Annotated in this window: 10 protein-coding genes and 1 pseudogene; 3 read left to right on the forward strand and 8 right to left on the reverse strand. The window is 71.0% G+C overall.

Translation table 11 applies throughout. The features are described 5' to 3' along the window. Positions 1 to 15: 15 nt before the first annotated feature. The 3 genes and pseudogenes from OHN74_RS03195 to OHN74_RS03205 form a co-directional block, all read left to right on the forward strand. Positions 16 to 846: a class I SAM-dependent methyltransferase gene (locus OHN74_RS03195; protein WP_327692976.1), complete on the forward strand. Its 831-nt coding sequence runs from the start codon at positions 16 to 18 to the stop codon at positions 844 to 846. Between the two features lie 308 nt (positions 847 to 1,154). Continuing rightward, positions 1,155 to 2,309 carry a transcription termination factor Rho gene (gene rho, locus OHN74_RS03200; RefSeq protein ID WP_327692977.1) on the forward strand — a complete coding sequence of 385 codons (1,155 nt, stop codon included), beginning with the start codon at positions 1,155 to 1,157 and terminating at the stop codon, positions 2,307 to 2,309. Between the two features lie 109 nt (positions 2,310 to 2,418). After that, positions 2,419 to 3,243: pseudogene (locus OHN74_RS03205) on the forward strand (D-alanyl-D-alanine carboxypeptidase family protein); the annotation flags it as partial. 83 nt (positions 3,244 to 3,326) lie between these two features. On the opposite strand, the gene OHN74_RS03210 reads toward OHN74_RS03205, so the two are convergent. From OHN74_RS03210 to OHN74_RS03245, 8 genes are all read right to left on the reverse strand, one after another. Next, positions 3,327 to 4,718, reverse strand: a complete 1,392-nt coding sequence (locus OHN74_RS03210; protein WP_327699962.1) for a glycosyltransferase 87 family protein — start codon at positions 4,716 to 4,718, stop codon at positions 3,327 to 3,329. Between the two features lie 5 nt (positions 4,719 to 4,723). After that, positions 4,724 to 6,085 carry a polyprenol phosphomannose-dependent alpha 1,6 mannosyltransferase MptB gene (mptB, locus tag OHN74_RS03215; RefSeq protein WP_327699963.1) on the reverse strand — a complete coding sequence of 454 codons (1,362 nt, stop codon included), beginning with the start codon at positions 6,083 to 6,085 and terminating at the stop codon, positions 4,724 to 4,726. A gap of 131 nt (positions 6,086 to 6,216) precedes the next feature. After that, entirely contained in the window at positions 6,217 to 7,149 is a 933-nt protein-coding gene (locus tag OHN74_RS03220) for a glutaminase (RefSeq protein ID WP_327692978.1), read from the reverse strand. Between the two features lie 106 nt (positions 7,150 to 7,255). Further along, positions 7,256 to 8,689: an aspartate ammonia-lyase gene (aspA, locus tag OHN74_RS03225; protein ID WP_327692979.1), complete on the reverse strand. Its 1,434-nt coding sequence runs from the start codon at positions 8,687 to 8,689 to the stop codon at positions 7,256 to 7,258. Positions 8,690 to 8,865: 176 nt separating this feature from the next. Beyond that, positions 8,866 to 9,873, reverse strand: a complete 1,008-nt coding sequence (locus tag OHN74_RS03230; RefSeq protein ID WP_327699964.1) for an asparaginase — start codon at positions 9,871 to 9,873, stop codon at positions 8,866 to 8,868. 50 nt (positions 9,874 to 9,923) lie between these two features. Next, the gene (locus OHN74_RS03235) at positions 9,924 to 11,423 is read right to left on the reverse strand and encodes an amino acid permease (protein WP_327692980.1); all 1,500 of its coding nucleotides are present in this window, start codon (positions 11,421 to 11,423) and stop codon (positions 9,924 to 9,926) included. Next, positions 11,420 to 12,109: a FadR/GntR family transcriptional regulator gene (locus OHN74_RS03240; RefSeq protein WP_327699965.1), complete on the reverse strand. Its 690-nt coding sequence runs from the start codon at positions 12,107 to 12,109 to the stop codon at positions 11,420 to 11,422. Before OHN74_RS03240 ends, OHN74_RS03235 begins: the two co-directional genes overlap by 4 nt. A 142-nt stretch (positions 12,110 to 12,251) precedes the next feature. Beyond that, positions 12,252 to 13,085 (reverse strand): undecaprenyl-diphosphate phosphatase, encoded by an 834-nt coding sequence (locus tag OHN74_RS03245; protein ID WP_327692981.1) that lies wholly within the window; start codon positions 13,083 to 13,085, stop codon positions 12,252 to 12,254. Between the last annotated feature and the right edge of the window lie 62 nt (positions 13,086 to 13,147).

Here is a 13,147-nt window from a genome sequence, read left to right on the forward strand (position 1 = left end):
TGGTTGGATGGCTTCATGACCACCGACGAGCACGCGCGGATGATGCGGGCCAACGAGGCCAACTGGGACGCCCGTACCCCCGTCCATCTCGCCAGCCGTTTCTACGGCCTGGGCGAGAGTCTCGATCCGTCGCGCTGGTTCGCCTCCTGGGAATGGGAGGACCTCGGCCGGCTGGCCGACCGTGATGTGCTCCACCTCCAGTGCCACCTCGGCACCGAGACCCTCGCCTTCGCCGAACGCGGGGCGCGGGCGGTCGGCCTCGACATCTCCGAGGCGTCCGTGACGGCCGCGCGCGGCATCGCGGCGAAGGCGGGCCTCGACGTGACGTACGTACGAGCGAACGTGTACGACGCCGTGGAGGCCCTGGAGCAACGGCGGTTCGACGTCGTGTACACCGGGAAGGGCGCCCTGTGCTATCTGCCCGACCTGGACCTCTGGGCGCAGACGGTCGCCCAACTCCTGCGCCCTGGTGGCCTGTTGTACATCGTGGAGTTCCATCCGGTGCTCAACTCGCTCGGCCCGAAGCCCGCTCCGGACGACACCGGTGAACTCCTGCTTCGGCACGACTACCTGGGCGCACCGGGCGCCGCTGTGCACCGCGATGCGACGTACACCTACACCGACGGGCCGGCCGTGGTGGGGGCCACCGAGAGCTTCGAGTGGATGCACGGAATGGACGAGGCGGTCAACGCGTTGATCGGGGCGGGACTGACCATCCGGCGGTTGCGCGAGAGCGACGAACTGCCCTGGCCGCGCTGGCCCCGTATGGAGCGTACGGAGTCGGGCTGGTGGCGGTTGCCCGAGCCGCGCATCCCGCTCCTGTACGGGCTCCTCGCGAGCCGCTGAGCCACAGCTCACCGCCACACCCGCGCATCGTGTGGTACGGTGCTGTCAGCACTTGTGTACGCCCTGTTTCGGGCGCCGGTGCAGTTCCTCCTCAGTTCGCCGACCTGCCCGTCGGATTCCCGATCGGCGCATCGGCTCTTCCAGTACCACCTCACCACATGCGACGTCGTTCTGCCGCACCCGAGGTGTTGCTGTCTCCCGCCGCCCGCAGCGCGCCCGGCGCGCTCAGTTCTCGCGGCCCTCCCCCTCCTCATTCCTCCGCGTGCCTCATGCGGCATGCGTCCCCGTCCGTGAAAGGACTCCCGACCATGACCACCACACTCGAACATCGCCCCGCGCAGAGCGCGGAACAACTCCCCCCGGCCCGGATCGCGACCGGTGTCCTCGACATCGACGGAAACGGGAAGGGGTACCTGCGGGCCGCCGACAGCTGCCTGCCCGCACCCAACGACCTCCAGGTCTCCCCGGCCCTCATCCGCCGCCACGGCCTGCGCAAGGGCGACCTCGTCGCCGGCGCGCAAGGCACCCAGCGCGCCCTCACCGAGGTCGGACTGGTCAACGGCCGTGCGCCCGAAGAGCTCCGCGGCCGTCGCCACTTCCGCGACCTCACCCCGTTGCACCCGCGCGACCGGCTCCGCCTCGAACACCCGGCGGCCGGACTCACCGGACGCGTCACCGACCTGATCGCACCCGTCGGCAAGGGCCAGCGCGGGCTGATCGTGGCTCCGCCGAAGACCGGCAAGACCGTGCTGCTCCAGCAGGTCGCGGCGGCCGTCGCCGGCAACCACCCCGAATGCCACCTGATGGTGGTGCTCCTCGACGAGCGGCCCGAGGAGGTCACCGACATGCGGCGCTCCGTGCGCGGCGAGGTGTACGCCTCGACGTTCGACAAGACGCCCAAGCAGCACATCGCGCTCGCCGAACTCGTCGTCGAACGGGCCAAGCGGCTCGTCGAGGCGGGCGAGGACGTCGTCATCCTCCTGGACTCCCTCACCCGGCTGTGCAGGGCCCACAACAACGCGGCGGCCTCCGGTGGCCGCACCCTCAGCGGCGGGGTCGACGCCACCGCGCTGCTCGGGCCGAAGCGACTGTTCGGCTCCGCGCGTCTGGCCGAGGAGGGCGGTTCGCTCACGATCCTCGCCACCGCCCTGGTGGAGACCGGCTCCCGCGCCGACGACTTCTTCTTCGAGGAACTCAAAGGCACGGGCAACTCGGAACTGCGGCTGAGCCGCGAGCTTGCCTCCCGGCGCGTCTACCCGGCCGTCGACATCAACCCGTCCGGCACCCGACGCGAGGAACTCCTTTTGTCCCCGGCCGAGTTGACGACCGTTCAGGGGCTGCGGCGGGTCCTGCAGACACGGGACGGCCAGGCGAGCCTGGAGACCCTCCTGGAGCGGCTCCGCAGCACGCCGGACAACGCGACCTTCCTGCGACGGATCCAGCCGACGCTGCCGGCCGAGTAGCCACGCCTCCGGGTGCCCATGTGCCCCCGGGTGTGGCATCCGGGTGTTCGGGCCCGGTCTTCGGCCCCGGCAGCACCGCGTTCGGCACGTCCATTCTTACGTTTGCGGTATGACCATCAGATTCTCTTCCCGGATCGCCGCCTCCTGCTGTGCGCTGTGCGTGACGGGCGTGCTGACGCTCACGCCCGTCCCGGCGTCCGCGCGCACCAGTGCCGACCCGGTCACGCCGACCACGGCGGACGCGCGGCTGCTGTACCGCTCCGGCACACAGGCCCGGCTCCGCTCCGGCGCACCCCGCCTTCCCCGGGACGTGTCCGCGCTGTCGTGGCTGGTGGCCGACGCCGGCACCGGTGATGTCCTCGCCGCGCACAACGCGCACCGCGAACTGCCGCCGGCCAGCACGCTCAAGACGCTCTTCGCCCTCACCGTGCTGCCCACGCTGCCCGCGGGCCTGCGCCACAAGGTCACCGAGTCCGATCTGGCGGGCATCGGGGCCGGCAGCAGCCTGGTCGGGGTCGCGGCCGGGCGTACGTACCGTGTCTCCGATCTGTGGCGGGGTGTGTTCCTCAACTCCGGGAACGACGCCGTGCATGTCCTGGCCGCCATGAGCGGGGGCTGGCGCGACACCGCCGTCCGGATGCAGGCCAAGGCCCGTTCCCTGGGCGCCCGCGACACCCATGTGCGCTCACCCGACGGCTACGACACGTCGGGGCAGGTGTCATCGGCGTACGACCTCGCGGTGTTCGGCCGGGCCGGGCTGCGCAACGCCGACTTCGCCGCGTACTGCGGCACTGCCTACGCGAAGTTTCCGGGCGGGGGCGGCTGGTCGTACGAGATCCAGAACACCAACCGGCTGCTGACCGGCGCCAACGGCGTCGAGCGCTACCGGGGGGTGATCGGCGTCAAGAACGGCTACACCAGCAGGGCGGGCAACACGCTGATCGCCGCCGCGCGCCGAGGTGGGCGCACCCTGGTCGTCACGGTGATGAACCCTCAGGACGGCGGCGGGTACGCCGTCTACGAGGAGGCCCGCTCACTGCTCGACTGGGGCTTCGGGGCCGCCGGACGCGTCACTCCCGTCGGCTCGCTGGTCGCCGCGCGGCCCGCACCGCACGCCGGCCCGGAAGCGCCGGCGTCGTTGCGGGTGCCGGCATCCGTACCGGTGGCCGCCACCGTGACGCCCGACAGCGGGCCGGGCTGGCCGGAGACCTGGACGATCCTGGGAGCGGCCGTCCTCGGCGCCGGAGCGGTGTCGCTGGTGCTGCGGTTCGTGGGCCCGAAGCGGGTCTGACCGGCATCGTCCACCGGCAGCCACAGCAGCAGCCCGAGCGTGACCCAGACGTACGCGCTGCCGCCGACGAAGCCGTCCACGCCGGACGCGTCGTCGAACCACAGCCACACCACGCTCGTACACAGCACCGCGTACACAGCGCCCGCCACGCGCGCGTGCCCGGTGCGCACCAGTACCGCGAACGACGGCAGCAGCCAGACGAGATGGTGCACCCAGGTGATCGGGCTGACCAGACACGCGGTCAGCCCGGTGAGAGCGAACGCGGCCCACCAGTCCCCCACGGCGACGGCCCGGCGGGCCCGCCACGCCCAGACCACGAGGACGAGCAGGACCACCACCAGCCACACGACACGGCTCGGTTCGCCCGGCGCGGCCAGTCGCGCCAGCACGCCCTGGAGCGACTGGTTGGAGACGTACGCCGTCTTCCCGATGCGCCGGGTGTCCCACAGCGCCTCGCTCCAGTAGAAGCGCGAGGCATCCGGCGCGATCCACACCGCGAGCGCGGTCGCCGCACCGGCGACAGCCGTCGCGACCCCGGCCGCCCGCCGCCGCCCGGCGAGCAGCAGCAGGCCGATGAACAGGGCGGGTGTCAGTTTGACGGCGGCGGCGAGACCGATCCCGATGCCCGCCCAGCGGGCCCGCCCGGTCGTCAGCAGCCAGGCGTCGGTGAGGACGAGGGCCAGCAGTACGAGGTTCACCTGGCCGAAGCTGACGGTGTCGCGGACGGGTTCGAACAGCGCGAGCGCGCAGGCGGTCAGGGCCCAGCCGTACCAGCCGTACCGGCGCAACAAGGGCCCCGCGGTCATCCGTACCACCGCGCCCAGCGCCGCCAGATTGAGCAGCAGCGCCGCGGTGATCGCGGCGTGCAGCCCGAGCAGCGCCATCGGCAGCATGCTGACGGCCGCGAACGGCGGATAGGTGAAGCCGTACGCCGTGCCGGGCACCCGGTAGTCGTAGATCCGGCCGCCGTGGTGGACCCAGGTGTCGACGGTCCCGTAGTAGACGCGCAGGTCGAACCAGCCGCGCAGCAGGGGCACGGTCGCCGTGAACACGGTCACCGTGACGGCGAGGGCGAGCACCAGGAGCAGCCGTTCGCGGTCGGTGCGGGGAAGTCTCACCGGGCTCATACCGTGCTCTCCCTCAGGGGTACCTGGGCTGCCTGGTGGGCCTGCCAGAGGACGACGACGGCCAGCACCCCGCCAGAGACGGCCAGGACCAGTTCCTCGGTCCCGGCGGGCGCCCCGCTCGGCATGGCCAGGAGCGCGACGACCCCTGTGACGGCGGCCAGGCGATGGCGTACAGAGGCGCTGGGCGCCGCGGCGGCGATGAGGAACAGGGCCCACAGTGCGTACCAGGGCCGGATCGCCGGGCCGAGGACCACCACGACGGCCAGGCTGAGGCCGAGTGCGTAGAGCGGGCTGAGGCGTGGGCGGCGCAACCATATGAAGGCGATGGCGAGGACGGTGACGGCGATGCCGAGCAGGTGCCAGGCCGGGACGGCGAGCGGTGCCAGATCGCTGCCGGTCTTTGTGAGCGCGGCTGCCGTCGCGCGGCCGAGAAGGCTGGTGAGGGCCCAGTTCTGGGGTGACACCGGGGTTTTGAGGGCGCCTATCCAGCCGTATCCGGTGCCGGCCAGCGCGGTGACGCCGACCGTGGTCGCGGTTGCCGCGCCCGCGGTGGTCAGTACCGCCCGCAGGGGGCTGCGGCCCGCGCGGATCTGGAGCGCCACGACCGCCGCGAGGCCGAGAACGGCGGGCGCCTTGACGAGGGCTGCGAGCGTCACGAGTACGGCGCCGAGGACCGGCCACCGGCCGAGCGCCGCCACCAGGCCGACGCCGAGCAGCCCGAGCATGATCGCGTCGTTGTGCGCGCCTGCCACCAGGTGCAGCAACACCAGCGGGTTGAGGGCGCCGAGCCAGAGCGCGGGGGCCGGGTCTGCGCCGCTGTGCCGGGCGAGGCGGGGCAGCGCCGCCGCCATCAGCGCCACGCCGAGCAGCGCGACCAGCCGCAGGCCGAACAGGCCGGCGGGGATCTCGCCCCGGGTCAGTCCGGAGAGCCCGGACGCGACGGCGAGGAACACCGGGCCGTAGGGGGCGCCGGTCTGCTGCCACACCGGGGCGACCTCGGCGGCGAGCGGGCCGCCGAGCAGGGCGGGGCCGTGCGTGTACACGTCCATGTGGGCGTCGACCATCGCGCCCTGGGCGAGGTAGCTGTACACGTCCCGGCTGAAGAGCGGTGGGGCGAGGAGGAGCGGGGTCGCCCAGACGACGAGGACGAGCATCAGGGATCGTACGGTGGGCGGCTCGGGGCCCCGGACCAGTCTGCCGAGCAGGGTCCAGGCGGCGATCAGCAGGACGACGCCGAAGTAGACGCCGACCAGGCCCAGTGCGGCGCGGCCGGTGGAGGGGGCGATGAGTTCTCGTACGGGAAGGGCTCCGGCGGTCTCGCCTCCCAGCGCGAGGCATGCGGTGCCGATCAGGCCCATGGCCTGGCAGCGGGGGAGGTTTAGCGGGAGAGCCTTCACTTGTGCAGCGTGGCAAGGGTGGGTGGACGGGGGGCTACGGGGTGCCTTCCGGGCGGGGGCCTGCGTGTTACCGGTGGGTGGTCGGCCGACGGCTAGAAGACCGATACTCCCGTCAGTGTCGTGAAGCGGTCCAGGGCCGCCACCCCCGCCACCGAGTTGCCGCGCTCGTCGAGCCCTGGGCTCCACACGCACAGAGTGCAGCGGCCCGGGACGATCGCGATGATGCCGCCGCCGACCCCGCTCTTTCCCGGGAGGCCCACTCGGTAGGCGAAGTCGCCTGCCGCGTCGTAGGTGCCGCAGGTCAGCATGATGGCGTTGATCTGTTTGGACTGGCTGCGGGTCAGGAGGCGGGTGCCGTCGGCCCGGACGCCGTGGCGGGCCAGGAAGTTCGCGGCGAGGGCGAGGTCTGCGCAGGACGCCTCGACCGAGCACTGCCGGAAGTACTGCTCCAGCAGGTCCGGGACCGGGTTGTCGATGTTGCCGTACGAGGCCATGAAGTGGGCGAGGGCGGCGTTGCGGTGGCCGCGTACCGCCTCGGAGGCGGCCACCTCCTGGTCGAAGGTGAGGCCCGGGTTGCCGGACTCCGTGCGCAGGAAGTCGAGGAGCGTGCCGGCCGCGTCCCCGGTACGGGTGTGCAGGCGGTCGGTGACGACGAGGGCGCCCGCGTTGATGAACGGGTTGCGCGGGATGCCGCTCTCGTACTCCAGCTGGATCAGGGAGTTGAAGGGGTTTCCGGAGGGTTCGCGGCCGACGTGCTCCCAGAGTTCGTCGCCCTCGCGGGCCAGGTCCAGGGCGAGGGTGAACACCTTGGTGACGGACTGCGCCGAGAACGGCTCCCGCCAGTCCCCCACCCCGTACACCGTGCCGTCCAGTTCGGCGACGGCCATACCGAAGCTGCGGGGGTCCCGCGACGCGAGGGCCGGGATGTAGTCGGCGGGGCGCCCGCTTCCCGGGGTACGGGCGATCTCCTCGGCGATTCGGTCCAGGACCGGCTGGAAGGTCGGGGGCGACGGAGCGGGTTCCATGATCGTCATTGTCCCTCGGGATCGGTTCCGGTGCGGGTGCGCTCCGCTGGAGGGCGGTCGTTCGGCTGCGGGTCAGTGAGGGCTTGTCGCGCAGTTCCTCGCGCCCCTAAGAGCGGGGCGCGCCTGTGCCCGCCACGATTTCCGGGCGCAGTAGTTCCGCCAGGCGCTCCGCCGGCAACAAGCCCTTCTCCAGAACCAGTTCCGCTACGCCCCGGCCACTGACGAGCGCCTCCTTGGCGATGTCGGTGGCTGCCGTGTACCCGATGTACGGGTTGAGGGCGGTGACCAGGCCGATGGAGTTCTCCACACTCGCCCGCAGCGCCTCGGTGTTGGCGGTGATGCCGTCCACGCAGCGCTCGGCGAGCGTGAGGCAGGCGGCGCGCAGGTGCGTGATGGACTCCGAGAGGGAGTGCAGGATGATCGGCTCGAAGGCGTTGAGCTGGAGCTGTCCGGCCTCGGCGGCCATGGTGATGGTGACGTCGTTGCCGATCACCTCGAAGGCGACCTGGTTGACGACCTCGGGGATCACCGGGTTCACCTTGCCGGGCATGATCGACGAACCCGCCTGCACCGGCGGCAGGTTGATCTCGCCGAGCCCGGCGCGCGGCCCGGAGGACAGCAGGCGCAGGTCGTTGCAGCTCTTCGAGAGCTTGACGGCGACCCGCTTGAGCACGCCGGACATCTGGACGAACGCCCCGCAGTCCTGGGTGGCTTCGACGAGGTTGGCTGCCGTGACGAGCGGCAGTCCGGTGATCGCGGAGAGGTGGCGGCGGGCCGACTCGGCGTATCCGGCGGGGGCGTTGAGGCCCGTACCGATCGCCGTGGCGCCGAGGTTGATCTCGTGGATCAGCTCGACCGCCTCCGCGAGGCGGCTGCGGTCCTCCTCGATCATCACGGCGTACGCCGAGAACTCCTGCCCGAGCGTCATCGGAACCGCGTCCTGGAGCTGCGTACGCCCCATCTTGAGGACGTCGCGGAACTCGACCGCCTTGCGGGCGAAGGCATCCTGGAGGACCTTCATCGCCTTGAGCAGTTCCTGTACCGCGAAGACGGTCGCGACCTTGACGGCCGTCGGGTACACGTCGTTGGTGGACTGGCCGAGGTTGACGTCCTCGTTGGGGTGAAGGTGCAGGTACTGGCCCTTCTCGTGGCCCAGCAGCTCCAACGCCCGGTTCGCCACCACCTCGTTGGCGTTCATGTTGGTCGACGTGCCTGCCCCGCCCTGGATGACGTCGACGACGAACTGGTCGTGCAGCCGGCCGCCCCGGATCTCCTGGCACGCCTCGACTATCGCGGCGGCCTTCTTGGGCTCCAGCAGCCCGAGTTCCTCGTTGGCGAGGGCGGCGGCCTCCTTGACTGCGGCGAGGGCGTCGATGAGATGCGGGTAGGCGGAGATGGTCATGCCGGTGATGGGGAAGTTCTCCGTGGCCCGCAGGGTGTGGACGCCCCAGTACGCCTCGGCGGGAACATCACGGTCGCCGAGCAGGTCGTGTTCACTGCGGTGGACTGCGGCGGCACTGCGCTGGGCTGCTGCGGTCATGGCTGGGTGGGCCTGCTTTCGTGAGGAGGCTGGCATTCCAGCCCGTCTGGGGTCCCCCCTCTGGGGGAGTTTGAGGACGAGGCCCGTTCAGGGCCGAAGCGGGGGTCTGGGGGTGGCAGCCCCCAGGGATGGGACGGGTAGGGGCGGCGGGGGCGAAGAAATCCGCGCGGATCCCCCTACCGCCGCGCCACCGGATCGAGCGCGCGGGCCGGTCGGACCCGTCCGACCTCACGGCCGCCGCCCAGCAGAGCCTCGCCGTCGAACTCGGTCAGCAGCTCCGGGTCCACGCCGGCCCGGGCGAGTGCCGCAGCCGTCACCGGGACGCGGGCCCGGTTCGCACCGTCGGCGATCTTCACCGCCACGGCCCGGCCGTCCGGGAGTGCGGCGACCTGGACGCCCTCGAAGCCGTCCTTGCTGAGCAGTCCGGGTACGGCCCGCATCAGCGCGGCCACGTCCCGTCCGGAACCGGAGGCCATCTCGGCGTGGTCGCGCATCGCGTCGGCGACCAGCGCCTCCGGGGTGTCCGGGGCGGCGGTGGTGATCCGGGCGGCGGCACGGGCGAGGCCGTGCAGGGAGATGGAGAAGAGTGGCGCTCCGCAGCCGTCGACGGTCACCCGGGCGATGCGCTGCCCGGTGAGGTCCTCGACGATCTCGGCGATCGCCTGCTGGAGGGGGTGGCCGGGGTCGAGGTAGCTGTCGAGGGGCCAGCCGTTGAGTTCGCAGGTGTAGAGCATCGCCGCGTGCTTGCCGGAGCAGTTCTGGGCGAGGCGGGAGGGCAGTCGGCCCTCGCGTATCCAGCCGTCACGGACGACCGGGTCGAACGGCAGGTCCGGCACGTTGCGCAGGTCGTCCTCGGCGAGACCGGCCAGCTCCAGGATGCGCCGGGAGCCGGCCAGGTGACGTTCCTCGCCGGAGTGGCTGGCGGCGGCCAGGGAGAGCAGCTCGCCGTCGAGGGGCAGGCCGGCCCTGAGCATGGCCACCGCCTGCACCGGCTTGAGGGCCGAGCGCGGGTAGAAGGCCGCCTCGATGTCGCCCACCTGCAACTCCACCCGGCCGTCGGCGCCGAGGACGACGACGGACCCGTAGTGGATGCCCTCGATGACCCCGCCGCGCACCAGGTGCGCGACGGGCGAGTGGAGGGGTTCGCGGATCGCGGGAGCGTCCGCGAGAGAACTGCCGTACATGGCTGCCTGCACTGCTTCCTGCATTACTGCATCCTGCATCACTGCGTGGTTCACGCGTCGACTCCGGGCGACCCGCCGGCTTCGGTGGACCGGCCGGCCGTGTTCGCCTCGGCGGCCTTGCGGGCCACCTGGGCGCGGACGCCGTACCAGCCCGCTACCAGTGCCCCGGCGATCAGCGGCAGACACAGCACGGTGGTGCGGCCGGCGCCGCCGTCGGCGTACATCAGGACCAGGACCGAGGCGAGGAAGGCCAGGGTCACGAGCTCGGTCCACGGGGAGCCGGGGAGGCGGTAGCTCGGGCGGGTCAGCTCGCCGTTCTCGGTCTTCCGCCAGAACACCAGGTGACAGATCATGATCATGCCCCAGGTGGCGAGGATGCCGATCGCGGCGAAGTTCAGCACGATCTCGAACGCGTCGGCGGGGACGACGAAGTTCAGGCCGACGCCGAGTACGCAGAAGCCGCTGGTGAGCAGGATGCCGCCGTACGGGACCTGGCTGCGGCTCATGTTGCCGGTGAACTTCGGCGCGGAGCCGGACATCGCCATCGAGCGCAGGATGCGGCCGGTGGAGTACAGGCCCGAGTTCAGGGACGACATGGCCGCCGTGAGGACGACCAGGTTCATCACGCCGCCGGCCGCCGGGATGCCGATGTTGGAGAGGACGGTCACGAAGGGGCTCTCGCCCGACGTGTACTTGTTCCACGGCAGGAGCATCGCGAGGAGGACGACCGAGCCGACGTAGAAGAGGCCGACCCGCCACATGATCGAGTTGATCGCCTTCGGCATGATCTTCTCGGGGTTCTCGGTCTCGCCCGCCGCGACACCGACGAGTTCGACGGAGGCGTAGGCGAAGACGACGCCCTGGATGATCAGCAGCATGGGCAGCAGGCCGTTGGGGAAGACGCCGCCGTTGTCGGTGATCAGGGACGGGCCGGGGGTGGTGCCGTCGACCTCGTGCTGGGTGACCAGCAGGAAGATGCCGATCAGCATGAAGACGACGAGGGCGCTGACCTTGATGATGGCGAACCAGAACTCCATTTCGCCGAACATCCGCACCGAGATCAGGTTCACGGTGAGGACGACCGCCAGGGCGATCAGCGCGAGCACCCACTGCGGGATGTCGGAGAACAGGCCCCAGTAGTGGGTGTAGAGGGCCACCGCGGTGATGTCGGCGATACCGGTGGTGGCCCAGTTCAGGAAGTACATCCAGCCTGCGACGTACGCGCCCTTCTCACCCAGGAACTCACGGGCGTACGACACGAACGCGCCGGACGAGGGCCGGTACAGGACGAGTTCGCCCAGTGCCCGGACGACCAGGAAGGCGAAGACGCCGCAGACGGCGTAGGCGATGAAGAGGGACGGGCCGGCGTCGGCCAGCCGGCCGCCGGCGCCGAGGAACAGGCCGGTGCCGATGGCACCGCCGATGGCGATCATGTTGACGTGCCGGGCCTTCAGCGACTTGCTGTAGCCCGCGTCACCGGCGTCGACGTGTACGGCCTTCTTCTGCGCCGTACCGTTCGCCGTACCGTCCTGCAGGGATTGCTCGCTCACGCCTCGGGTCCGCCTTCCGGGGATGTTTCTGCGGGGGTGTCCGTGTGCGCGGCGCGCACGATGTCGGTGAGGGTCGTGGAGACCCGGTCGAGGTGGTGGGACATGGCCGACACCGCGTCGTCCTCGCTGCGGTCGATCAGTGCCTCGACGATCGCCCGGTGCTCGCGGTTGGACTGCTCGCGCCGGCCGCCCAGTTCGTTCAGGAAGGCCGACTGACGGGCCAGCGCGTCCCGGATCTCCTCGATCACCCGGCGGAACACCGGGTTCTGGGCGGCCTGCGCCACGGCCAGATGGAAGAGGGTGTCCATGGCGACCCACGCGGTGGTGTCGGTCTCGTGCTCCATGCGCTCCAGCAGGTGCGCGAGGTGGTCGAGGTCCTCGGGGGTCCGTCGTACGGCCGCGTAGCCGGCGACCGGGATCTCGACGTGCCGGCGGACTTCGAGGAGGTCGCTGGCCGCGTAGTCGCCGAAGGTGGGGTCCTCGACGGTGCCGGAGACGACGAAGGTGCCCTTTCCCGTCTTGGAGACGGTCAGGCCCATGGTCTGCAGGGCCCGCAGGGCCTCCCGCAGCACGGGCCGGCTCACCTCCAGGCGTCGGCACAGCTCGGCCTCGGAGGGGAGCTTGTCCCCCACGGCGTAATCTCCGCGCTCGATGGCGCTGCGCAGATGACCGAGGACCGCTTCCATCGCGCTGACGCGCCGCGGTACCGAGCCACCTGTCTGGCTGTCTGACAGGTTCACGGGGGTGATCCTGCGGGTGAAGGGAGGGGACTGTCAAGGGTGTGCGGCGGGGGCCGTCCTCACGGCGGCCCCCGCAACCCGCCCCGCCTCAGTTCAGTACACCCGCGCCCAGCAGCCCGAAGAGCAGCACACCCACGATGATCCGGTAGATCACGAAGGCGTTGAAGGAGTGCTTGGCGACGAACTTCAGCAGCCAGGCGATGGAGCCGTAGGCGACGACGAAGGACACCGCCGTGCCGACGGCCAGCGGCGCGGCGCCCACGCCCGCGCCCAGGGCGTCCTTCAGCTCGTACAGCCCGGCGCCGGTCAGCGCGGGGATGCCGAGGAAGAAGGAGAGACGGGTGGCGGCGACCCGGTCGAGATCGAGGATCAGCGCCGTCGACATGGTGGCGCCGGAGCGGGAGAAGCCGGGGAACAGAAGGGCCAGGATCTGCGAACTGCCCACCAGCATCGCGTCCTTGAAGGTGGTGTCGTCCTCACCGCGCTTGTGCCGGCCCATCTGGTCCGCGGCCCACATCACGCCACTTCCGACGATCAGCGAGGCGGCGACGACCCACAGCGAGGCCAGCGGGCCCTCGATCAGTGGCTTGGCGGCGAGGCCCACGACGACGATCGGAATCGTGGCGCAGATGACCCACCAGGCGAACTTGTAGTCGTGGTGGTGGCGCTCGTCGCGGTTCCTCAGACCCCTCCCCCAGGCGGAGACGATCCGGACGATGTCCTTGAAGAAGTACACGAGCACCGCGGCGATCGCGCCGACCTGGATGACGGCCGAGAACCCGACCACGGCGTCGTCGTCGACGGGGATGTTCATCAGCCCCTCGACGATCTTCAGATGGCCGGTCGAGGACACCGGCAGGAACTCGGTCACCCCCTCGACGGCTCCGAGGACGACGGCCTGACCGACGGAGATGGCGCTCATGGAATCCAGTTCTGCTGGGGAGGGGCGGGCTGGCGGCGGAGTCAGTCCTACTACACGCCGGC

It is taken from the genome of Streptomyces sp. NBC_00459 (genome assembly GCF_036013955.1).
Lineage (GTDB): Bacteria > Actinomycetota > Actinomycetes > Streptomycetales > Streptomycetaceae > Streptomyces.

Coding starts and splice junctions, on each gene's coding strand:
- OHN74_RS03195 (WP_327692976.1), top strand. CDS start 16: ATGACCACCGACGAGCACGCGCGGATGATGCGGGCCAACGAGGCCAAC.
- rho (WP_327692977.1), top strand. CDS start 1,155: ATGACCACCACACTCGAACATCGCCCCGCGCAGAGCGCGGAACAACTC.
- mptB (WP_327699963.1), bottom strand. CDS start 6,085: ATGGGCCTGATCGGCACCGCATGCCTCGCGCTGGGAGGCGAGACCGCC.
- OHN74_RS03220 (WP_327692978.1), bottom strand. CDS start 7,149: ATGGAACCCGCTCCGTCGCCCCCGACCTTCCAGCCGGTCCTGGACCGA.
- aspA (WP_327692979.1), bottom strand. CDS start 8,689: ATGACCGCAGCAGCCCAGCGCAGTGCCGCCGCAGTCCACCGCAGTGAA.
- OHN74_RS03230 (WP_327699964.1), bottom strand. CDS start 9,873: ATGTACGGCAGTTCTCTCGCGGACGCTCCCGCGATCCGCGAACCCCTC.
- OHN74_RS03240 (WP_327699965.1), bottom strand. CDS start 12,109: ATGGAAGCGGTCCTCGGTCATCTGCGCAGCGCCATCGAGCGCGGAGAT.
- OHN74_RS03245 (WP_327692981.1), bottom strand. CDS start 13,085: ATGAGCGCCATCTCCGTCGGTCAGGCCGTCGTCCTCGGAGCCGTCGAG.